At 46.2% G+C, this 22,237-nt stretch carries 21 protein-coding genes; 12 read left to right on the top strand and 9 right to left on the bottom strand.

All coding sequences use genetic code 11. From position 1 onward, the window contains the following. Positions 1-40 precede the first annotated feature (40 nt). The gene (locus tag TA_RS03875) at positions 41-808 is read right to left on the bottom strand and encodes an SDR family oxidoreductase (protein WP_010901169.1); all 768 of its coding nucleotides are present in this window, start codon (positions 806-808) and stop codon (positions 41-43) included. Between the two features lie 72 nt (positions 809-880). Here TA_RS03875 and TA_RS03870 point away from each other — a divergent pair, with 72 nt between their 5' ends. The 3 genes from TA_RS03870 to TA_RS03860 all read left to right on the top strand — a co-directional run bounded on the left by TA_RS03870 (position 881) and on the right by TA_RS03860 (position 3,820). Continuing rightward, positions 881-1,873 (top strand): mannonate dehydratase, encoded by a 993-nt coding sequence (locus TA_RS03870; protein WP_010901168.1) that lies wholly within the window; start codon positions 881-883, stop codon positions 1,871-1,873. Between the two features lie 83 nt (positions 1,874-1,956). After that, positions 1,957-3,072: an L-rhamnonate dehydratase gene (locus TA_RS03865; protein ID WP_010901167.1), complete on the top strand. Its 1,116-nt coding sequence runs from the start codon at positions 1,957-1,959 to the stop codon at positions 3,070-3,072. After that, complete coding sequence (locus TA_RS03860) at positions 3,059-3,820, top strand: MBL fold metallo-hydrolase (RefSeq protein WP_048161767.1); 762 nt, start codon at positions 3,059-3,061, stop codon at positions 3,818-3,820. Before TA_RS03865 ends, TA_RS03860 begins: the two co-directional genes overlap by 14 nt. Before the next feature lie 8 nt (positions 3,821-3,828). Here TA_RS03860 and TA_RS03855 read toward each other — a convergent pair whose 3' ends face one another. From TA_RS03855 to TA_RS03835, 6 genes are all read right to left on the bottom strand, one after another. Further along, complete coding sequence (locus TA_RS03855) at positions 3,829-4,689, bottom strand: fumarylacetoacetate hydrolase family protein (protein WP_048161765.1); 861 nt, start codon at positions 4,687-4,689, stop codon at positions 3,829-3,831. 10 nt (positions 4,690-4,699) lie between these two features. Continuing rightward, positions 4,700-4,903 (bottom strand): hypothetical protein, encoded by a 204-nt coding sequence (locus tag TA_RS08250; RefSeq protein ID WP_052295724.1) that lies wholly within the window; start codon positions 4,901-4,903, stop codon positions 4,700-4,702. After that, positions 4,900-5,652, bottom strand: coding sequence for an alcohol dehydrogenase catalytic domain-containing protein (locus TA_RS03850; protein ID WP_010901164.1), 753 nt, complete (start codon positions 5,650-5,652; stop codon positions 4,900-4,902). Before TA_RS03850 ends, TA_RS08250 begins: the two co-directional genes overlap by 4 nt. Positions 5,653-5,942: 290 nt before the next feature. Then, a complete protein-coding gene (locus TA_RS03845; RefSeq protein ID WP_010901163.1) occupies positions 5,943-6,662 on the bottom strand; it encodes a helix-turn-helix domain-containing protein in 720 nt (239 codons plus the stop codon). 87 nt (positions 6,663-6,749) lie between these two features. After that, entirely contained in the window at positions 6,750-7,514 is a 765-nt protein-coding gene (gene rhaD, locus TA_RS03840; protein WP_048161762.1) for an L-rhamnose 1-dehydrogenase, read from the bottom strand. 11 nt (positions 7,515-7,525) lie between these two features. After that, entirely contained in the window at positions 7,526-8,890 is a 1,365-nt protein-coding gene (locus tag TA_RS03835; RefSeq protein ID WP_048161758.1) for an MFS transporter, read from the bottom strand. Between the two features lie 281 nt (positions 8,891-9,171). Between TA_RS03835 and TA_RS03830 the strand changes: the two genes are divergently transcribed. After that, positions 9,172-10,050 carry a dihydrodipicolinate synthase family protein gene (locus TA_RS03830; RefSeq protein ID WP_010901160.1) on the top strand — a complete coding sequence of 293 codons (879 nt, stop codon included), beginning with the start codon at positions 9,172-9,174 and terminating at the stop codon, positions 10,048-10,050. Between the two features lie 15 nt (positions 10,051-10,065). Here TA_RS03830 and TA_RS03825 read toward each other — a convergent pair whose 3' ends face one another. Then, a complete protein-coding gene (locus TA_RS03825; protein WP_010901159.1) occupies positions 10,066-10,371 on the bottom strand; it encodes an L-rhamnose mutarotase in 306 nt (101 codons plus the stop codon). Between the two features lie 90 nt (positions 10,372-10,461). On the opposite strand from TA_RS03825, the gene TA_RS03820 reads away from it, so the two are divergent. Then, on the top strand, positions 10,462-10,830 hold the full coding sequence (locus tag TA_RS03820; protein ID WP_010901158.1) for a DUF2004 domain-containing protein: 369 nt from the start codon (positions 10,462-10,464) through the stop codon (positions 10,828-10,830). Positions 10,831-10,863: 33 nt separating this feature from the next. On the opposite strand, the gene TA_RS03815 is transcribed toward TA_RS03820, so the two are convergent. Next, on the bottom strand, positions 10,864-11,733 hold the full coding sequence (locus TA_RS03815) for a phospholipase D-like domain-containing protein (protein ID WP_010901157.1): 870 nt from the start codon (positions 11,731-11,733) through the stop codon (positions 10,864-10,866). Between the two features lie 398 nt (positions 11,734-12,131). On the opposite strand from TA_RS03815, the gene TA_RS03810 reads away from it, so the two are divergent. The 7 genes from TA_RS03810 (at position 12,132) to TA_RS03775 (ending at position 22,170) form a co-directional block, all read left to right on the top strand. Further along, positions 12,132-16,184 carry a thermopsin family protease gene (locus tag TA_RS03810; RefSeq protein WP_010901156.1) on the top strand — a complete coding sequence of 1,351 codons (4,053 nt, stop codon included), beginning with the start codon at positions 12,132-12,134 and terminating at the stop codon, positions 16,182-16,184. A 71-nt stretch (positions 16,185-16,255) separates the two neighbouring features. Continuing rightward, the gene (locus tag TA_RS03805) at positions 16,256-16,918 is read left to right on the top strand and encodes a TIGR00266 family protein (RefSeq protein WP_010901155.1); all 663 of its coding nucleotides are present in this window, start codon (positions 16,256-16,258) and stop codon (positions 16,916-16,918) included. 132 nt (positions 16,919-17,050) lie between these two features. Next, positions 17,051-17,686, top strand: a complete 636-nt coding sequence (locus TA_RS03800; RefSeq protein ID WP_156778500.1) for a class I SAM-dependent methyltransferase — start codon at positions 17,051-17,053, stop codon at positions 17,684-17,686. A gap of 317 nt (positions 17,687-18,003) precedes the next feature. Further along, complete coding sequence (locus TA_RS03790; RefSeq protein ID WP_156778499.1) at positions 18,004-18,414, top strand: hypothetical protein; 411 nt, start codon at positions 18,004-18,006, stop codon at positions 18,412-18,414. Between the two features lie 437 nt (positions 18,415-18,851). After that, positions 18,852-20,633, top strand: coding sequence for a DNA/RNA helicase domain-containing protein (locus TA_RS03785; RefSeq protein WP_010901153.1), 1,782 nt, complete (start codon positions 18,852-18,854; stop codon positions 20,631-20,633). 47 nt (positions 20,634-20,680) lie between these two features. Beyond that, on the top strand, positions 20,681-21,067 hold the full coding sequence (locus TA_RS03780) for a GntR family transcriptional regulator (protein ID WP_052295723.1): 387 nt from the start codon (positions 20,681-20,683) through the stop codon (positions 21,065-21,067). A 26-nt stretch (positions 21,068-21,093) separates the two neighbouring features. Continuing rightward, positions 21,094-22,170, top strand: coding sequence for a DUF1648 domain-containing protein (locus tag TA_RS03775; RefSeq protein ID WP_156778498.1), 1,077 nt, complete (start codon positions 21,094-21,096; stop codon positions 22,168-22,170). The last annotated feature ends 67 nt before the right edge of the window (positions 22,171-22,237 follow it).

Here is a 22,237-nt window from a genome sequence, read left to right as displayed (position 1 = left end):
TCCACAGAAATTTTTACATAATGCGGATGGGGCGATGCTCTCATTCTGGCGTGCTTATGGGTGCACGTATGCTGAGGCCGCCATCTACGTAGAGGCATGTGCCGGTAATGAACGAGGCTTCCCTTGAGGCAAGAAACGCGACGGCTGAGGCAACTTCCTGCGGTTTTCCGATGCGCTGCATGGGGTGTTCGTGCCCCCATTCGGAGATCTTTTTCTCTATCCTCATCGGGTCGCTGCCGACTTCTAGTTCAGCAGCTTTCCTGACGAGCGGCGTATCGATCGTGGCAGGGCATACGGCATTGCATCTGAGTAAGGGGGCGTAGTCCAGCGCGATGCTCTTCGTCAGACCGATGACGGCATGCTTAGACGTGACGTAGGCTGAGGCGTTCTTTGTTATGATCGATGCCTGCACCGACGATATGTTCACTATGCTGGGATCTCTGGACCTGATCATGTACGGAATGGCGAACTTTGATGCATAGTAATAGCCGAACAGATTCACGTCGATTATCCTGCGCCACTCCCCCATGCTCATGCTTTCGATCTTCCCGTAGCTCTCGATGCCAGCGTTGTTGACCAGCACCGAAATGCTCCCGTATTCCTTGAAGATATGGTCAATCGAAGCTTTGACCTGATCTGGGTTCGTAACGTCACATTCGATATGGTCGTATTTTGCTTCACCTGGATCGTGTATGGAAAGGTCTATGACCTTTGAACCCTCGTCCACAAACCTTTCCGCTATGGCCCTTCCAATGCCCATGCTCGCTCCGGTCACGATAACGACCTTATCCCTTAGATCGCTGAACATGATACGTAAAGCTCATGATAGGTCATCAACGTTGCCGTCTCATTTATAACGCATCATTCCATCACTGATCATATGAAGCTCAGAATAGCCGAGATCCTGCTGGAGGACAGGCCCAATGATTTCTGGCGGTCGCTGAAGCTGATGGGCGTCGATGAGGTCACCGGCATCCTTCCGAGATGGTTTGCGGACTGGAGGAATTCCTATGAGGACGATCCATGGGACTATTACCCGCTGATGAGGTACAGGAACATGATAGAGGATAGCGGCTTTCACCTGACGGCAATAGAGGACAATCCGCCAATGCAGAACATAATATACGGCACTGAAAGGAGGGACGAGGAGATCGAGAACGTCATCAGGATGATACGGAACTTCGGAAGGATCGGCGTTAAGGTATGGTGCTACAACTGGATGGCCGGCACAGGGTGGTCAAGAACGAACACGCACATTCCCGGCGGATACGGGTCGTACGTAACGGGCTTCGATCGCAGTTTCATTGGAGATGATCTCCCGAGGATGGGCCGAATAGACGCGGCATCCCTGTGGAAGAATCTGAAGTACTTTCTGGACGAAGTGATACCGGTTGCCGAGGAGAACGATGTGAGGCTTGCAATGCATCCTGATGATCCGCCGCTGCCCAGCTTCCGCGGCATAGACCGGATAATGAATTCCATCGAAGCATACCAGCGCCTGATCGACCTCAACAGGAGCGAGTACAACGGTATCACGCTTTGTCAGGGGAATTTCACGCTCATGACCGATGATCTGCCATCTGTGATAAGGCGTTTTCACGACCGCATTTACTTCGTGCATTTCAGGGATGTTTCCGGCAACAGCGAGAAATTTGTCGAAACGCTGATTGGCAGAGGAAAGACGGATATGGCTGCGTGCATGAACGCGTATATTGAGGTTGACTACAGATGGATAATGCGTATCGATCATTCGCCAACGTTTCCAGGGGATCACGAGTTGATTCCGGGCTACTCTTATACTGGAAGGATCTATTCAATAGGCTATGTACAGGGGTTGTTCGATTCTTTGTCAAATCATAAACAGATTTCCTGATTTCCTCTTTATTTTTGTTTTCGTCAATTACCTTGGACAAGTACGGTAACAATCTTATTTTGTGAAATACGATTATTTCTTCCATGAGCAAGATAAAATCGCTCGAAAAAATATCAGAGGAGAATGTTACACAACAGGTATTTCCATATACCAAGCCTACCGACTACTACAAGGACATGATAGGGGAGGTTTCACCGGCTGAGGCGGCAATGATAACGAAGATCGTGTTCGTAAAGATGGAAACAGAGGATGGTATAAGAAGTTATATTTCAGTAACAGAGCCAGTCTGGAAATATCTTGAGGGCATAAGCAAATACGTGAATTTATTCGATGTGTCAGAGATAAGCAAGGCATGGGATTTCCTTTATAGGATAACACTCCCCAACGGACGATCTGGCCTGGCGCTTCATGCTATTAGCGCCGTAAATCTTCTGATGTACGATGCATATTCGAAGGAACTTGGAATCCCCGTCTATAGACTCATAGGCGGGTCCACAAGAAAGCAAATTAGGGCCTATGCAAGTCATCTTCATCCAGACAAAGATGAGAATCTGGAGGCTGAAGCTAAGCATTACCTTGAAGAGGGCTATACAGATATGAAGATGAGGTTCATAGCTTCACCCTCTGATCCATACGCCGTCGAGAAGAACCTGCATCTTGTGAAAATAATTAGAGACGTCGTAGGATATTCGGTGAATCTCGCCGGTGACTTCTGGATGTCTCTAAACTACAATTTCGCATACAAAATGATAAGGGCCTTAGAAAAATATGATCTCGCGTGGATCGAAGAACCCCTGTTGCCTGACGATTTTGAAGGGTACAGCCGCCTAACGAAGAAGGTAGAGATACCCATATCTGCTGGAGAACATCACTATCATGTCTTCGACTTCAAGCGTCTGTTGGATGCCGGAGTGACGATATTGCAACCTGATGCAACCTGGGTCGGTGGGATAACTCCCATGAAGAAGATCGCGGGATTAGCAGAATCATACGGTGCTCAAATCATTCCCCACGCAGGGAACATATACAATTTGCATTTCATAATATCGGAACCTGAAGCAATAACACCAATGGCGGAATATCTGACAAGGTACAGGGACTGGATGGAACAGCATATAGTTAACGTGCCGAGGGCGACTGGTGCTAGGTTTGTACTCAACGATGATCCTGGATTCGGGATAAGATATGACTTCGAATGATTCCTATTCTGTCAGGGTATTCAAGGTTGGGGAATCGGAAGTTCCGGGCGCAGAAGTTTATTGGATGAAAGACTTTTGGACCTGGGAACGTCTTTCATTTCATATGGTGCTGGCATACAATGATGACCGATCATTCCTCATAAACACCGGTATGCCCCTTGATCTTACTTTGAGAAACCAGGAAATGAAAAAATTCGCTGGTGATCGCGCTATTTTCCGATCGGAAGATTCTATAGAGATGCTGCGCAAGGCCGGTTTTACACCAGATGACATTGATTACGTGGCATTAACTCCAGTTCAGGATTACACGATCGGTAGGCTCAATGAATTCAGAAAATCAAAGATATTCATATTTAGAGATGGCTGGATCAAGGATATCGCAGCACCAGCATACGCATACTTTCACAATCGCGACCTTTTCATTCCAAAAAATATATTTGATTTTGTCTATGGCGAAGGATGGAAAAACATAATTTTCTATGATGGCGAGACGGAACTCGTTCCGGGAATAAGGGCTATACCTGTAGGATGCCACCATAGATCTTCAGTTGCGTTCGCAATAAATGCGAAGGATGGCACTTATGTATTCACAGACGCCTCATTCAAAGCAGAAAACGTAAGGAATAGAATACCCATAGGCATCGCTGAAAACATTTATGAATGTCTATCTGCGTACGAAAAAATAGAAAAAATCGGCAAGTTATTGCCGGCGTACGATCCAGCTATCGACGATCTATATATAAAATAAAATATTTTTCAGTTTATTCGGTTGGTCAGTGTGCCTATACCGGTTATGGATACATCTATGACATCGCCATGCTTTAACCATACGCGTTCATTTTCCGGAAGGCCGAGAATCACACCTTCAGGTGTTCCTGTAAATATTATGTCGCCTGGTCCTAAGTTGAAATACCCGGATAGATAATCAACTATTGCGCGTACATCAAAGATCATGTCTGATGTGTTGCCATTCTGTCTTACCGTTCCGTTTACCCTTGTTATTATCTGAAGATCCCTGGCAAATCCAAGTTCGTTCTTTCCGACGATAACCGGACCGATGGGGGCAAACGTTGGCAGAGCTTTGCCCAATAACCATTGGCTGGTTCTGAACTGCAGATCTCTGGCAGAAACATCATTGCCAATCGTATATCCGAAAATGCTGCTCTCTGCTGTCCCACTGCTACGGCCAATTATTACCACGAGTTCTCCCTCATAATCAATCTGCTTTGCATCTTTCGGAACTGTTATATCATCCATATTTCCTATGATGCTGTCTTGAAATTTGCAGAAAATTGTTGGATGTTCCATCACTTTCTGTCTTGATTCCTTCGCATGCTCCATATAATTTACCCCTATGCAGAGTATTTTTCCTGACCTGAGTACTGGTGCAAGTATTTTAGTGGTTGCAATTGGTCTGCCTCTGAGTTTGCTTTTGCTTTCTTCAACGATCATGTCTATGTCATTCTGATCCGCATTGGATGCGATGACATCATCCGTGATTTGAAAGGACTTGAATACGTCGCTTATCTTTGATAATTCTGCGAATGGATATAACGTATCTCCTAAGAGAACACCACCAGCTGGACCATCCTTATCAAGAAAATTTAGTATTTTCAAATGCTCACCTTCACGGCTTGAGTATGATCTTTGAGTATCTAGATTCAGGAGATAGCTCTTCATTGAACGATTCTTCACCGGTTTCAAGAGGTCTTATGTCGTACCATTTCTCACTTATGTCGAGGAAACCGCGGTTTATAAGATCAACTGATCTTCTGAAATCGTCATCAGAATAACAGAATGATCCATGCGTCTCGATCTCGCTTCTTATCATAAATTTACAGGCATCTCCGCATTCGGCTCATGCAATCCAACGAATACAACTCGCCCACCTCGGGCAATTGAATTGATTGCCATAGTCCTGGTCTCCTGAGTGCCAACAGCATCTATCACTATGTCAAAATCCTTTGGAATGCTCTTTTCTTTCTTATTGTTGATTGTTCTGGTCGCCCCCCAATGAAGCGCATGTTCGAGCCTGTAATCGTTTATATCCGTAACCACCCTCTCCACCGTACCATACAGTTCAAGCAATTTAGCAGAAAGCAGACCTATCGTGCCTGCGCCTATCACCAGCGCACGGTCATCCATTTCAGGCTTCGCATGATTTATGGCTCTGAACGCCGTTGCAAGTGGTTCGGCAAGCGAGCCTTCTGGCTTTTCAGTTATTTCATAGCAGGAGTAGCTTGGAACGTTGACATATTCCTCAAATCCACCAGGATAATCAACACCTATTAGCTTTCTTTCCGGGCATAGCTGTCTGTTTCCAGTTTTGCAGTATCTGCATTTACCGCATGTTACCAGTGGATTTACAGCAACGTTCTTCCCCAAAAGATTGGAATCCGACGAGGAGCCAACTTTCACGACCTTTCCAGTGAATTCGTGTCCCATTATTGAAGGGGGCTTTCTAAGTTCGTTCTGTCCTACGAATGCGGATAGTTCAGATCCGCATATTCCAGCATAGTTCACTCTGACAGTAACCCATCCGGGTTGAGGTTCCTCCAACGGCCTCTCGTCAATATCCATCTTCTTGATATTTGTCCATATTAGTGCTTTCGTTTGTATCGCCTGTTACTTATTTTTAATGTAGATAAAAAGGTATAATCAGAACCGTCCGGTTTATCGGCTCAACTCCATTAACGCCATGCAGGAAAATGAGGCCATTCTGTTTTGTTTTTCCATGAGGATCTGAGTAGCATTTTCGATAAGTCTCCATGGTAATTCTTTCATTCCGTAGGTCTATGTAAAATTCAGAAGACGTCCGGTGAAAAAATTGGGTTAAATGTCTCAGATGATATGGATATGATGTGATGCAATCACAGTCTCTTAAGCTCATTCAGCATTCTGAAAAGTTTCATATTGGACATGGTCTTAGATTCTGCGTTTCTGATATATTCCTGCACGGTAGACTTTGAAAGGCCGAAATATTCCGCTATCTCTCTAATTCCGGCTCTCCTCGGGATATCGTAATATCCCAGATTATATGCCTCGATTATGATCTGCATCTCTATTGGCGTGAAATTAAAATAAGGTGTCAGGACTTCATAGAAATTTGGGAAATACTTAGCTCTGAAATCAAAAAGTTGGCCCATTGACTGTAATTCATTTTTGAGTTCATTCACGTTTTCAGAAGGGATTACAGCGTACTTTTCCTCAACGCCATATTTCACAAGGTCGAAATCAAATATGCTGTTATAGTCATTCAGTTTTCCCTGAATCATCCCGCTGTAGGTTTCGTAAAGATCAATTATATATATGTTTGATTTGAGCTCGCTTATGCTTAGGCCACCCAATTTTCTGATAGTGCCGGACCTGTTAAGATCTCTTAGGAAATCCCGTAAAGTACGCTTTCCCTTTACTTTGAGTTCAAAAAGACCGTATATAATATCCCTGTCCTTATTCGGAAGGAGCTTCAATGTATGTATCATAACATCGTGTTTCTCAGTTATTTTGCTCCAGCAGTTATCATGCGTCATGCGGAAATAGACTAATGAGAATTTTTGGTCAAGATTGAGTGGAGCATACTTAAGTATCATGATTAAGTATATTTTAAGATTATTTAATATTTGCTAATCAAAATAACATGGTTCTAATTTTGTTAAAATATTTATTATGAAAAATCTTTATTGAAGATTTATAAGCATTCCGCCATCTGCCAGCAGTTCTGTACCGGTTACGTATGTATTATCATCTGAGAGGAGAAACAGAGCAGGTGCGACCATGTCCTCTGGCAATCCCAGCCTCCCCACGACTGTACGGCGTTCCATATACGCTCTTTTTTCCTGGTTTGAAAGATCCTCCTTGTTTATGTCTGTGAGTATTGTTCCGGGTTCAAGGCTATTAACAAGTATTCCATATTTTCCAAGCACGATTGCAATCGAGTGCATGAAGCCGTTAAGCGCAGATTTTGTTGTGGTATAATGCGTTTGAAATTCGCCACCAACGTGCGCACTGATGGAACTTATAAGGAGTATCCTTCCGTTTATTTTGTTCTCGATCATATTTTTCGCAATGCGTTGTGTGATGAAATAATGACTTTCAACATTGACTTTCCATACTTTTTCGAACAAATCAACGCTGATTCTGAAGAAATCCTCAAATGGGCATATGCCGGCGTTATCAACCAATATATGCACCTTGCCAAATGTTTCTATAGCTTTCTCAGCAAATCTTATGCTCTCATATGGATCGCTCTGATCGACCTTTACCTTATGCGCTTTCACGCCATATTTGCTGGCAGTTTCCAGAACCTCGTCTGCTTCGGAATCGTGAGAGGCGTAGCTTATAAGTATGTTCGCTCCTTGCTTAGCAAGTCCCAACGCGATCGCTCTACCTATGCCCCGAGATCCACCGGTTATCACAGCGTTTTTGCCTTTGAAGTCGAGCATTTATAACACCTCTATTCGCCAGCAGTTTGTTCCAGGGATTTTGATTCTGTCCTCACGTAACCCGGTGCAACTACGCCCATTACACCGACGACTATGAATGCAACAAGGAAGAATATTCCCGCTATCCATCCGATGTAGGTGACACTTGCCTTTACGATAAGAGGAGTGAAGAGTCCAAATATAGCACCTTCGAATCTCATAGTGAACCAGATGAAACCCTGCCCTGAATTTCTTATACTGGTCGGAAAATGCTCCAGCGAATATAGCCTAGTTATTGGCCACACACCTAGACCCTGACCTATACCGAATAGCAGGAATGAAATGAGGAGCACCGGTACATTATAGAGGAAAGGTTTATAGACAAGCAGCAGGAATGATACGGCTGACATAGCTGCACTTGTGAGATACAGCGGATACCTGCCCACACCAACCTTGTCGGTGAGGAAATAGTATATAAGCAGGCCTGGAACGATCGCACTGCCAAAATATATTGCTTCAAAAGCGAAGACAACCCTCGTCGATACCAGATGTAGTGAACTGAAGATGTATGGGAAGAACTCCCCGTAAGTTGAGGCAGGTATACCCCACATCAGGTATAGGAACCAGGCGAATAGTAATGGCCCCCCATATTTGGTGAAGAGTTCTCCATAGCGATATTCTTTGTATTTAGGTGCTGTAGAGGCTGAAATTGTAGCCTCCTGTGCGCTTCCGAGAATTTTTGTGGCACTGTGAAGATCCTCATAACGACCCTTTAATACATCAAATCTTGGAGATTCTGTCAATCTGCGCCTTAAAGCCCAGGCAATTATGGCTATGATGCCAAGCATTATCCAAATGGTTCTGAACAGCGTGATTCCGGTGTTGTATATCGCTATAGCTATCGCAAGTTCAACTAGAACCCCCACGTACCACATTATGTTTGTATACGTCATCAATTTACCCCTACCACTTTTAGGAGCAAACTCAGATATCAAAGACCAAGACGTTGGAACATCTGCACCCACTGATATACCTATTATGGCATAAAATACCATAGCCCAGATAAAGTTGAATGAGAAAGCCAGAAGGATGGCAGCAACTGCATACACAATCATATCTACCTGATAGATGAATTTTCTTCCGTACTTATCTCCTAAGGGCCCGAAGACTAATGCGCCGAACGCTGTCCCGAGAAGCGTGATCAGGGCTGGAAATCCTGCCAGTAGAGTCGATGTTATATGCAAATAGGCGAGTATTGCGGATAATGTTATACCGGTACCTGCAAACATACCGGCATCCAAGAAATCCCCAAGCGACGCTATCAATGTCCAAGATACGTGTGTGCCTGTAAGATTGGCATTATCTAACAATTCTATTGGATTTGATTTATCACCCATGTATATGCTATCGGTTTATACATATTTAAAGAACATATCATACCTGTCCGATTAAATAATATATCCTCGCCATGCCTAATGGGGTTGATGAAAACCATTATATCTCATATTCGTCAGAGCATCTTACAGCCATAAGGATTCGTCCCATATGTCTCTGCGAGAACAGATCCCTAAAATCTAAATGCTGAAGCTAGTCTACGGACTACAATTTTCGATGTATCATATTTTGTGACGGACTGGTCTTCTTCTTCATTTATATTTTGTTAATTGGTTACTCCCTAATGAGCCTGCCGGGAAATTTTGACATAATGGCTGCCTGTCCCACAGTATTTAATAACGATCAGACTATAAATTATGAAGAAACAGCTCAAATTCCTCGTTTTCTGGAAAGAATAGGTATCCATTCAATTGCTGTGCTTCTTTTTGGAGGTGAGTATTATAGACTTTCATTGTCAGAAAAAGGTGAAATAATAGATTTAATCAGGCATTCATCCAACTGGAAGGGAAAATTGATAGTCGGCATAAACGATAATTCGTTGAATGCCATGATTGAGCTGTCCAGATTGGCAAAAAAGTCTGACGCTGACGCTGTTGTTGTCTCACCACCTGCTTATGTGCCATTTTACAGATATGGAAGAAAATTTGTTGAATCTTTTCTGAGGAAATTGCTCGAAAAAGTAGACCAACCAGTTATTTTTCAGGACACTGAATTACCTGAGGATCATCTGCCATCACTGAAATTCTGGAAGAATTATGTTCAATCCAATGTATTGTATGGATTCAAAATAGAAGGAAGAAATTCCTTGAAGAAAATCAGGACTATTCGGAAAACTTATCAAGATGCAAAGATCTATGGAGGATATCTAGGCATCAATATCCCAAAAGAGATTAAGGCTGGATCCAATGGGAGCATAATAGGGTCTGCTATACCAGATATAGTCATCAAGAGCATGTTTTATCAAAATTTCAGTATGTGGGATACGCTAACCAGATTCTTAAAATTTGAAGTTCATCACATGTCAGAGTTCGTGGAAATAGAAAAATATCTTCTCATGAAAAGAGGCGTCATAACACGATACACGAGCAGGGATCCAAGCCCTCATCTCTCCTGGCGTCTAATTGATGAATTGGATCGTTTTTATCTAGAATTTGGTCTTTGAATTTTTATCTAAAATTCATGGCAGGTAAAAGACTTCGTCCATACCTGTCCCAGTTCTCTCTGCTGGAGGTGTAATTATTATGTCGCTCATAAAGGTCTGCCATTTTGAATTTATCTCGCTATTGTTTATTGCCGACAGTGTGGCAGATGGATTATCGCATTCCCAATAACCAAACACGTCAGTTCCGTCAATGAAAATTGAGTAGTTTCTGATACCGGCCCTCTTAAGAAGATCCAACATTTCCGGCCATACGTTCTTATGCCTTCTTGTGTATTCCTCCTCGCTTCCCTCCTTTAATCTTAAGTGGAACGCATATCTCATATTGAAATATAGCGTTGATATACTTATACTTCATACCAAACTATTCCAATGATGACAAGCTATATTATCAATGATTTAGTTGGCTAAGCTATGCAGAAGGGTTTGGAGATAGCGTTTCAGACCATTAATGGCCTGGACGAATCGCTTGTGCAGGCATTAGCCGGAGTGACGGCATCGGATTTTCCGGACTTGGACATAAAGTACAACATCTTTCTGGTCGATCTGTACGGTCAGAAGTACTTTCGCATTCTGTTCCAGTCGAAGAAGCTGAGTGAACTGCATCCGGAGGAAAGGAAGAAGGTCAGGGAGAAATTCGATGAAAACTCCAGAATGCAGTACAGCGAACTGATGACGAAGTATCACGACCTTAAGAAGCAGGGAAAGATAAAGGACAGGCCCGTCAAGGAAGTTCATGAAGAATACGATCTGTGGGAGGACCCAATCTGGCAATACATATAGATGCCGGAAGATCGATCTTAACTATGCATGCATTCAGATCCTGGTGGATCTCTTCCAGTCCTTTCTGAACGACCTCCTGATCCTGATCTTGGCAATGAAGTCGTCAAAGACTATTCCAACCTCCCTGTTTCTATTCAATGATGTAGCACTGAAGTTCTCGGAACCAATGAAAACCCGGTCTCCGTATATCATCTTCGCGTGCATGTAGTTCGTATTTACCGGCATGATCCTGACTCTGACCCCGGCTTTTGATAACTCGATGAGACGCTGCCTGTCCTCAGCGCTGACCGACGACGGCAGTATCATCTTGAGTCGTCTTCTCTTCTTCAAAGCCGCAAAAACAGCGGGATCATCACCCATTTCCTCGGTTTCAATGAACTTCGCTTTCGATATGAGATAGCATATTGTTCTCTCAGATCCAGGGGAAAGAACAATTTGACTTGTCCTCCTTACCTTGCTGTCATCAGTGTTGTTCCAGTCAGCCATGAATATGCTCTTCAGAGCTTTCCTCATTCGCCTATCTTTTGTGACGTACATGTATTCCCTATTTTTTGTGAATGAGGCATCGGATGCATTTGCTGTGCCAATGAATGCTATCTTATCGCTGACAAAATACTTCGCGTGGTCGAAGACGCCCGGCGAGTCGAACCTCTTCGGTGCCATCTTGTAGTTCAATCCGTAATCCTTAATTACATTCGATTCTCCAGACACATTGGCTTCACCGTACGGGCGGCCATCGTATATGACCCGCACATCCACACCCCTCTTTTGGAGATCCTGCATAGTTTTAAGAATATCCTTATTGTCTATCATATAGAAATTTGCATACAGGAATTTCCGTGATCTCCTGATTGAATCTAGTACTGGCTTTATGCCGTCATCTGGTTCTATTATTATCTTCATCGCTCTGTGTAAATGACAACGTCATACTAAACTGTTCCATGTCCGACAGGAATACAAGATCTTGAATAATGGAAGGGTGCCCTAACAGAGAGATTGAAATTAGCAAATACACTGGCTCCTAAGTATAAAATCCGCAGTTCAGAAAGCATTTAAAATATAGTGAAAAGCGCCCGATGTTGCAAGGTTCAAGACCGGTACAGCACAGGTTCCTGGCCTGACAGATTTCCTCACAGAAATTTGCTGGTCCAATGAAAAGGGGCTGTTTGAAGCGTCACAATGAGATCTCTTTGAGGCCTTATTGTTTATACTTTGCAGAATTTGTTGTCCCGCGTATGTTGATCTTATTTACATACTAATTTTTCATCATATTTTAATTGGATTTCGCATGAATTCAACTGATGTACAATAGAAAAATTATGTTCATAACGATATTGATAGCAGTCATTGCAGTGATCGGTTTTCTAGGCATCAATTTTGCCTTCAACAGCGCGTCGACGCCATCCATACAGAAGGATACCGGCCTGAAGGCCAGCAGCAAGCCTGTTTACGAAACGCAGACCAGCGTGTTGAAGCCGGTGAACAATTACCTTTTCCTGCCGGCCAAAGATCACCGCTTCCTGTATCAGAATGGAACCGTTCAGCCTCTCTATACACAGTCGCCTGCGCCAATGGGCATAGGATTTTTCGGGCTTGAGAATATCTCCGGCCAGCTCGTTGGCAGCAACTATTATGCGTCCAGCTTTGCCGCAACTATCAACATAACGAACCTCAGCGTATTCAATCTCGCAGATGATGCCCCATCCTCTATGACTTTTCAGCTCAACACGGTAACTGCAAACACGACACTTTTCGGCAATTCCTCGTACACCTTTTGGACACAGAACGTTGCGAGCTATTCTGTGAGAACACACGAAATCAGCTTCGTTGACAATATATGGAACTTCAGCAGCCCCACTGCTGTCATGTCCAGCAACGCAATACTCAATTCCACGGGTCTTTTATATCCGTACTCGGGAGTTCACATAGCACTTGGGCCCACATTCTACCTTCCACCACCATTCACCCTGACGCTATACCTGAATACATCGGAGATCAATGGGAACAACGTTTTCTACTTCAATTATTCAATACCGACTCTTGGCGTTAGTGGAACGTACGACAGGGTCACGTTCAACTCTACCTATGGAATGCCTCCGGCCTATAAGGCACCGCCATCCTACTTCAGAGTTAGTGGAACGCAGCTCACGCCACTGGGCCTCCTCTATGACGCCGAGATAATGATAGGCGGGCCTGGAGGCGGATCCACCACAACGGTGACGGATATAAACGGAATGATGGATCTCAAATACATACCTGCAGCCAATCCGATGATGCATCCAACGCCTCCACCACCACCTCCTCCGCCTCCGCCACCACCCGGATCGCAACATGCATCCGGCAAGCCTCCTGCAGCGATGACGGTGCAGTCCTATGTGAACGTACCCAGTGCATTTGACTTCGGCACGGATACCGGAGAGACATCCGTGGGAACCGCCATAGCCTGGAATTCAATGGATCAGGTCCTGCTCAACACAGGGCCTTCCCTGCTCTACGGTATGTGGAATGTTTCCTCCGTTACCACCATGGAGCAGTTCACGGGCAGCGTTATGCCCAGCAATGCCTTCCTCTTTGTCAGCCCTGGTGACGTTATAAACTACAGCCAGGCCGGATATGTTCCGCTGACCATGTCCGGTTCATACGATTTCTGGCTCCCGGCTGGGCAGTATGCCGGACTGGCGCTGTTGAGCGATCACCGCGCACAGGCGCAGATGCTCACTTCATCCAACACCTTCGTTCTGCCGTTGGATATGGCGGCCGGCGTGTACACCCCACTGATGGCCATGAACAACAACCAGATCGCCAACATATCTTCATCCGGCAGCGGGACGGCATCTAACCCGTATATGCTCTTCAACAACGAATACGGTTACATAAGCCCGCTGTTCGGCGAGATAAACGACTACTCCTTCCCGCAGTTCGCGGGAGTCATGCTGATCAACACGTCTGCCTACACCATGGCCTCCCAGATGCCAACATTTCCGGTACTTTACCAGGGCATATTTGCCGGTTACGCTGTCTTTGAAGGCCTTGTACCCTACAACTATCTGGGGTACTGGATATTCAACTCATCTCACTTCATACTGTACGGGAGCGAAGTAACAGGATGGTTCACATCCTTCGACAGCGGAGAGCCCCTTGCAAACGTTGTATTCTGGAACACATCAGATTCGCTGATAGCTTCGAACACGTTCATGTCCATGGATTCGTCCGTGCTGATCTACGGAGGCATGAACAACACAGTATGGGGCAACTACTTCCTCAACTCGCCTCTGCTTGCCAATACCCAGCTTGAGCAGGCATGGAACCTGTGGGGCAGTCCGCTTGGCCTCGCGGTATTCTCGTCCAACAACACAATATACAACAACTTCTTCGCAACTGAGCTAACAGCCATCAGTCCATCGTACAGCATATACAGCGGATCTCCGGCAGTATACATTAACATGTGGAACGTCTCGAAGATGCCAGCCACAGCCGTTCGCATGTTTGACGGCTTACAGCTGACAGGCAGCATTGTTGGCGGCGATTACCAGGGTGGAAACTTCTGGTACAACTTCAACGGCAACATACCCTACAACGACAGCGGAATGATAGAGTATGGCGGTGATTACGAGCCTCTGAACGTGATAGATCTCCAGCCGCCAAATTCGGTGATGCTCTCCGGTAACGTACCCTACATGATGACCGCTCCTGAGTTCCAGCAGTACCTCCTTAACCTCGGGCCAGCCAACCCGGACAACGTGATAAACGTAACGCTGTATCTGAATATGACGAACCTGAGCCAGCTGGAACAGTTCGTTGCCCTAGTGAACTCTCCTATGAGCCCGTACTTCCACGATTACCTGACACCGCAGGAGTTCATGGCATCGTACTATCCGTCGCAGTCACAGATATCCCAGGTGGAATCATACTATTCGGCCATGGGCTTCAGGGTATGGTCATACGCATATACGCCACTGGTAATCGTACTCCAGGGAACAGTGGGCATGTTCGAAAGGGCGTTCGGAACCATGCTGTTCAACTTTGAGTTCACATATCCAGGCGGCAGCGGCGCTGTCTTCATGACGAACACGGCGAATCCGTACATACCTGCCCAGTTCTCCGGCCTCATCATGCATGTCTACGGGCTGAGCTATTCAAGCGAAGCATTGCTGAGCACGCAGAACAGGCAGGATCTGAAGACGGAGGTGTCCGGGATTTCAACGCTCACAGACCAGAACCTGAACGGATCCAGCAACATCCTGACGCCCGTTCATCTGGCACAGTTCTATAACGTAACTGGCCTCGAACAGCTTGGCTTTACCGGCAAGGGCGTGAAGATAGGTATACTCGGTGTGGGCGAATCCGCTAACATGAGCGCAATATCCATGTTCTGGGATCAGTATGGGATACACCACCCGCAGGTCGTGTTCGTGAACCTCACTCCGAACGGCATGAACCCGTATCCTGAGGGCGTTGAGGCAGATCTCGACGTTGAGTGGTCCGGAGCCATGGCACCGAACGCCACCATATACGATGTGATGCAGCCGTTCAACCTGACGGGAATAGGCGACAATGCCATAAACCTAGAGCTCTACTACATGCTGAACGTCATACACCCGCAGATAATATCCGGAAGCTGGGCAGAGCTTCAGTTCCACCATGACACAGGCTTTGCACAGATATACAACCTCATAGGCCTGCAGGCCGCAGCCGAAGGCACCACCATATTCCTAGGATCCGCGGACAGCCACAGCATATACTACCTGACGGTGATGGCGTCAGAGTACATAGTGTCCGTTGGCGGTATATATCCTGTGCTGAACCAGACCGGATACATAACCGGGCAGTTTGGATGGTACCAGCCTGAATACAGCTGGTACGGCGGCCCAGTTGGTTCCGGAGGCGGCAATAGCTTCTTCTTCGCCAGGCCAACCTACCAGAGCTCGGAGCTGATAGTGGTCCCATCTACGTTCACAAACCGTGGGCAGCCTGATATAGCCATGCCTGCAGCCAAAATGGTCTTCGCGTACAGGGACTTCTTCGGGGTAGCCGGTGGTACCAGCTTCGCAACGCCCATATCAGCCGGTATATTCGCCGACATAGAATCTGGGTTCCTTACTCCTAATGGTGAGGTTGGATACTTCGGCTGGATACAGCCAGCACTGTATGAACTGGGCTACGGTTATGAATTCGGCCTTCCGGCGTACTACATGGTGGACTACGTGCAGCCGTACCCCGGCATGGTCGGAAGCGGCTACCTGGGGCAGGGCTGGAACGACTTCGTGGGCATTGGATCATTCAACGCTTTCAACATTACGGTTGATCTGGCAGACTATTACCTGGATACATTGCTGATAGCCTACGGACTCTGAAAATTAACTACTCAAATTTCTGATTACAATTTTTTAAGATAAAATTTAATAATAATTTTACATGCTATTTTATGGTCGATTACGAAATACAGGGCACAGACGTGCAGTACCTCAGGGCTGTTCTCGGATCCGGGGAATCGGTATACGTCGAGCCAGGGCATCTGATTTACAAGGATCGGCAATCCAGGCTGGATGTAAGGGCAGGCGGGCTGAAGGGAATGATCTCGCACATGCTGGGCGGATCCGCCGTATTCCTGCTGAAGGTGGATGGGCCAGGTGAGGTTGCGTCCGCAGGTTTTCTTCCGGGAAAGATTCACAGGATAGATCTCAGGGGTGGCGGCATAATCGCCGAGTTCAACGCCTTTCTCTGCATGGATTCAGGAATACAGTACTCCACCAAATTTGCTGGGATTTGGCAGGGCCTGCTCGGAGGCGAGGGTCTCTTCCTTGAGCACTTTTCCGGCACAGGTTCCATATTCCTTCACGGCCACGGGCAGGTCATAGAGAGGGATCTCGGTGCGGGCGATGAGATCAGCGTCGAGCTGAGCCATGTTCTCGCCTTCGACGATACCGTGCAGTACAACGTGGAGAGGATAGGCGGCCTCCGCACCATGATACTGGGCGGCTTGGAGGGGGAGGGCCTTTTCTTCGCACACATGCGCGGTCCTGGCAGGGTATGGATACACTCGATCTCGCTGTTCCAGCTTGCTGCAAAGCTCATGGTAAGGCAGTGAGGAACATAGCGAATATCCATCATTTTTATAGCGGGATCTGTGCACGGGAAAAATCTGATGTCCTAACTAAAGAATACCGCTGAAATTTTCTGAAAGGAAAATGTATTATCTCTTATGAACTTAGGCTTATGTATGGCTGATCCGGACTTCGGCGTATACCATCATTCATCCCGGGAGGAATCTGAAAGATTGCGGTATATGGCCAGGATAATGTTCACCGAGGCCTTCGGAAAGATCGGAATAGATCAAGATGCGGACATGAACATCATAGATGTTGGCTGCGGCCTGGGTTTTCTCACCATCCTCTGCGCCGATTATTTCAAGAATTCGCGTATAACGGCCATAGATACCTTTTCCATGGGATCACTCAAGGATAACTCCAGAGAAAGGCTCATTGAGAACCTCAGGTTGGCGGATGTTCTGGACAGGGTCACCGTCGTGGAGGCGGACATAACGAAGCCGTTCAATATAGAAGATAAGTTTGACCTTGCTGTATCCAACCTTGTCTTTCACAATACCGGTAGACAGCGCTTCAGCGTCTACAGGAACGTTTGGAACGTGCTGAAATGCGGCAGCTACTTCATCAACGCCGATGGCTTCATCAGGAAAAATGTCGCTTCCATTTTCGTGGACCCATTCAGAGCGGACATGTCAAAGATATCGAGCATGTACGAGCCTGAGTTTGCCATGGAGCCTAAGGATCAGAAGAGGAACGCAGTGTGGCGGTACATTCTGGTCGGGCTCAGATCAAAATGCAGCGATGTTTAACCGCTATATTCCTGTAAAGTGAATATTCTTATGCCACCCCTGCCATCGATGCCATCTATATTTCTGATCAATACATTTTCCTAGATGCACTTCCATAGCATACGCTGAATATATCCATATCTGGACCATTAAAAAGTCCCCAGGTAGAACACAGTTCAGGAAAAAGAGATGGCCATCTTCGATCACTGGCATATGACCATTCATAGTTTCAGAAATTGAGGCAAAAACACATGGGATAATAAGGGGTGGCTACTGAAGTTTTGGCGCCAGGTTATCCTTTCGGAAAGAAAAATATACATACATATTATGACATTGGCATGCTTCAGAACAAACAGAGTACACTGATAAGGCCGATCACCACGATCATGATCATTATCTCGATCATCGGGGGCGTTCTGATCCTTGTTAATGCCGTTGTTGCGCTCATAACGGCCCTGGCCTATCGCATTTTCTCATTGGGTGCGTTCGTTGTGAATCCTATCCACACAGGCGGTTCGGGCTTTATCTTCATATCGTTGATTCTGAGCGTCATAGGACTCTTAATAGGAACCATGGTCATTCGAGAAACCAATGGTAATATGGCAAATAGATTGAAGACCAGATCATGGTTCATCATCACTATTCTTGCATTCCTGGCCTTTATATTCGACAGTGGATTCTTTGCGGGTGCCATACTGGTACTGATTGCGGGAATAGTGGGCTATGTGATCAGCAGGGATGGAATTTGACCTGCCGAGCATTTATGGATCTCGATGACCTTCTAAATTTTTATTCGTTTATGCATCCTTGCCCGGTGTTCTATCTGCAAATAAACGCGCAGCAGTAGATCGAGCGCGAATGCCGAACAGAAGGCGCATATGATAGCCAGCCATAATTACAGCGTTCCTCGTAAGCGTAGATCGGATCTGCAGTGTTTTGAGACATCATGCCGCTGAAACCCGCGCTTTATTATCAAATATAAGAATACGCTATATTTTGCCTCCTTATCGTCAAACAGGAGGCATTTTCATGAGGGCACCTAATTCATCCCCGATATATCGAACGGCGTTTTTTTGGGTTTTTCTGCAGAGTGCTCAATCATAAATGAAAGCGAAGATGCGTTGACGATTTCAAATAGATAGAGATAACCTGCAAAATTTTTATCCGGACAAGATGTTAAGTTTCCATGGGCCTACCCATCATCATAAATCATTACAGCCAGCCCGACGATATGATAGAGGATCTTGTCCGGGCAATCAGGGATCAGTATGGAGAATATCCTTCGCCTGAGGAGAAGAGCACCTGGTCGTTCCTCGGAAAGAATATCTTCAGTATGGGACTTGATTATCCACTGCTTGCCGAAACACCGGTGTTCGGCCTCGAACGCGCCGATATCATCGTTGTAGATACCAGGAATGCGCTGATCATCGAGGCCAAGGGATGGAAAGACATTGGAAGAATCAGCAAAATGGTCGTTCTTGCCGATGGGGCCTATCACATAGATCCGTGCTATCAGCTAAACAACTATATTTCAAAGATGAGGTTCTTTCACACATCAGGATCCGTGATCAATTATAGAGGTATACTTTACATGTACAACAATAGCACGTATACGTCTGATTCCTGCCAGATAGCACACAGTGTCGATGAACTCAGGCAGCAGATAAGGAAAATAGGAGAACCTGGGAAGCAGGAAGATCTCGAGCCAATCATCAGCGGGAGATTCACCATAAGCGATGATCTCATAGATCTCATCATAAAGTACAGGCAGGACATATTGTCAGATGCTGCCTCAACACTTGTTTCGAGGGGGTACGGTCTCAGCGAAGAACAGGCCCTGATAATGCACAGGGTGTTTGAATCCGTTGAAAGGGGCGAAGACAGGACATTTCTGATACGCGGTGAGAGTGGATCAGGAAAGACACTGGTTGCCCTGGAACTCCTCCTTGATGCGGTTAGGAATGGGTATCATGCATTATTGGCATACAGGAACAACAGGCTTCTGAACACCATGCGACAGGTCCTCGACCTCAATGCAGGAGGCGTTATGATAGGATCAATGATCCAGTACTTCTCAACCGGAAGGGGCACCGGAATAGGTGAGCCGAAATTCGATGTTTCGAAGTACAGCGACATGGACCTGATAATCTACGATGAAGCGCAGAGGATGACGTCTGATGTTATACAGACAACGCAGAAGAGATCGAAAGTAAAGGTGTATTTTTTCGATGATTCGCAGATTCTGATTGGGGACGAAGCTGGAACGCTGGAAAACTTCAGGCAATACTGTAAAAACGTTACGGAGATGAATCTTTCCGGAACGTTCAGGCTCTCCAGGGATTATCTGCAACTTGTTCGACACATACTGTGGGATGAAGATGCCCCAAAGACCCTCAATTATGAGGTCAATCTTTTCGATGATGTGATGGATTTCATGGGGGATCTTAAGCGGAAGAGGAATAATGGATACAAGATGGGACTGCTTTGCGCCTTCACGGAATCCAGAGGCGACAGGGAAAACCCCACCAGCGACCAGAACAGACGCATAGGATACCCGCTTCCATCAAGCCTCGATGTTTACAGGGATACCGGTCTTGACATCTACTGGCTGATGAACGAGAAAACCGAGTACCCCAGGTACTGGAGAGGCGAGCTGGATCCGCTCAGGTACTGTGCATCAGTTTACGGAGCGCAGGGATTCGAGGCAGATTATATCGGGCTTGTATGGGGTCGCGATCTCATATGGAGGAATGGCTGGATGATAGATGCAGGGGTGATCACGGATACTATAGGAAACAGATTCTCACTCAAATCCATGGCAAGAAAGAGCCCTGAAATTGCGATGAGGCTAATAAAAAACCGCTATTACACGCTGATGACGCGAGGAATACGGGGCATTGACATCTTCTTTGAGGATCAGGAAACAGGAAGGCACGTTGCCGGTATCCTGGATAGATATCGTAGGTGATGAGTTAACAGGGAAACCCTTAAATTGTTCTATATCTTATAGAACATGTGCTAGGAGACCTGATAATAACCATAGATCCGAACAGCCAGACGCCCCTATACCGCCAGATATACTCGCAGATAGTGGGGGCGATAGCCACCGGCAGGCTTCTGCCAGGTGATAGGCTGCCATCGCTCCGTGTGCTAGCTGGTTTACTCGACGTAAATTATCACACGGTCAACGAGGCATACGAGATGCTCAGGCAGGAAGGGTTCATCACACTAATGAACAGAAAAAAGTACATAGTTTCACCGAGAAAGCCGGATGATGAGAAAAGGAAACGTGTTCTTGAAGATCTGCACGAGTCCGTCATAAAGGCGGCTGCGCTGGGCATATCATATGATGAGATATACAATATGACCAGAAAATTCTTCAATGGGGAAGATGCACATTGATCTCCGCGTTCGCTCAATTCTACATCGTGGAATTTCTGATAACTGCTATAGCAGGCCTGACTGTATCCCTGATCCCATATATGACGGAAAGATCCATAGTGTTCGGTGTAAGAATCCCTCCTGGAATGCTGAATAGCTCAAGGCTGACTGCGATGAAGCGCATTTATACGTTATCTGTAATCGCTGTAACCGCATCAGCCATCATCGTATCCTATGCACTGCGATTCACGGTGTATCCTGTTATCATCTCAACGCCTACCGTGATCGCAGTCGCCTTCCTTATATATCTGCCGATGCACCTGCGCGTTGCGGCCATGAAAAAAGAATTGTGGCCCATTTCAGGTGATCGGCCCGTATCAGCCATGGTGGCCTCAGGGACCCTGGGATCCTTCCCATGGTTATATTCACTTCCGGGCCTGATTCTGATCATTGCCATATTCTCGGTTGGCATCGTTTATTATCCGCACATACCGGCCATGTTTGCAACCCATTACGGTATATCCGGTGCTCCCAATCAGTATTCGGCGAAATCGCCCTTCACCGTATTCCTCCTGCCGGTTCTTTCCGGCATAATCACCGTCTTGCTGGTCGTTCTGGCGGTGGCCATATGGCGGACCAGCTTCAGGCTTGACTATGCCGTTGACGATCCGGTCAGCAGGGCAAGGATCTTCAGATCCAGGACCGTGAAATTCTTGCTTCTGGTCACGGCATTCATCAACTCTACGTTCATGCTTTCCGCTTTCACGGAATGGGGCATCCTGAAATCATACGATATAACGGTTGTAGCCCTGCCTGCAATTCTCACAGCGGTGGCCGCACTTGCACTGTTTGCCGGAACAGGCCAGATGGGAAGCAGAATTCATGTCAGGGTAGATTATAAAGCGTCGGATGATGTAAGGCATATCGGAGAAATGAAGGATGACGACAGGTACTGGAAGGCAGGCATTCTCTATGTCAACAGGAACGACGGCAGGATTCTCGTGCCCAAGCGCTTTGGCGTGGGATACACAATGAATTTTGGCCATCCTGTGTCGCTGGTTATACTGGGCGCGTTACTCACGGTGCCCGTGATAGTGCTGGTTCTGATCATCCTCAAATTGTAATTCTGTATACCCGTCGCATCATTTTTCATCAGGACGGAACTTGGTCTGATCGATGTAAGGTACAATT

It is taken from the genome of Thermoplasma acidophilum DSM 1728 (assembly GCF_000195915.1).
In the GTDB taxonomy this organism is placed as follows: domain Archaea; phylum Thermoplasmatota; class Thermoplasmata; order Thermoplasmatales; family Thermoplasmataceae; genus Thermoplasma; species Thermoplasma acidophilum.
This window is presented reverse-complemented; position numbering and strand designations above follow the sequence as displayed.

Coding starts and splice junctions, on each gene's coding strand:
- TA_RS03830 (WP_010901160.1), top strand. CDS start 9,172: ATGAGCCTGCCGGGAAATTTTGACATAATGGCTGCCTGTCCCACAGTA.
- TA_RS03875 (WP_010901169.1), bottom strand. CDS start 808: ATGTTCAGCGATCTAAGGGATAAGGTCGTTATCGTGACCGGAGCGAGC.
- TA_RS03850 (WP_010901164.1), bottom strand. CDS start 5,652: ATGGATATTGACGAGAGGCCGTTGGAGGAACCTCAACCCGGATGGGTT.
- TA_RS03860 (WP_048161767.1), top strand. CDS start 3,059: ATGACTTCGAATGATTCCTATTCTGTCAGGGTATTCAAGGTTGGGGAA.
- TA_RS03810 (WP_010901156.1), top strand. CDS start 12,132: ATGTACAATAGAAAAATTATGTTCATAACGATATTGATAGCAGTCATT.
- rhaD (WP_048161762.1), bottom strand. CDS start 7,514: ATGCTCGACTTCAAAGGCAAAAACGCTGTGATAACCGGTGGATCTCGG.
- TA_RS03800 (WP_156778500.1), top strand. CDS start 17,051: ATGGCTGATCCGGACTTCGGCGTATACCATCATTCATCCCGGGAGGAA.
- TA_RS03815 (WP_010901157.1), bottom strand. CDS start 11,733: ATGAAGATAATAATAGAACCAGATGACGGCATAAAGCCAGTACTAGAT.
- TA_RS03805 (WP_010901155.1), top strand. CDS start 16,256: ATGGTCGATTACGAAATACAGGGCACAGACGTGCAGTACCTCAGGGCT.
- TA_RS03825 (WP_010901159.1), bottom strand. CDS start 10,371: ATGAGATATGCGTTCCACTTAAGATTAAAGGAGGGAAGCGAGGAGGAA.
- TA_RS08250 (WP_052295724.1), bottom strand. CDS start 4,903: ATGATAAGAAGCGAGATCGAGACGCATGGATCATTCTGTTATTCTGAT.
- TA_RS03835 (WP_048161758.1), bottom strand. CDS start 8,890: ATGGGTGATAAATCAAATCCAATAGAATTGTTAGATAATGCCAATCTT.
- TA_RS03845 (WP_010901163.1), bottom strand. CDS start 6,662: ATGATACTTAAGTATGCTCCACTCAATCTTGACCAAAAATTCTCATTA.
- TA_RS03785 (WP_010901153.1), top strand. CDS start 18,852: ATGGGCCTACCCATCATCATAAATCATTACAGCCAGCCCGACGATATG.
- TA_RS03870 (WP_010901168.1), top strand. CDS start 881: ATGAAGCTCAGAATAGCCGAGATCCTGCTGGAGGACAGGCCCAATGAT.
- TA_RS03865 (WP_010901167.1), top strand. CDS start 1,957: ATGAGCAAGATAAAATCGCTCGAAAAAATATCAGAGGAGAATGTTACA.
- TA_RS03820 (WP_010901158.1), top strand. CDS start 10,462: ATGCAGAAGGGTTTGGAGATAGCGTTTCAGACCATTAATGGCCTGGAC.
- TA_RS03790 (WP_156778499.1), top strand. CDS start 18,004: ATGCTTCAGAACAAACAGAGTACACTGATAAGGCCGATCACCACGATC.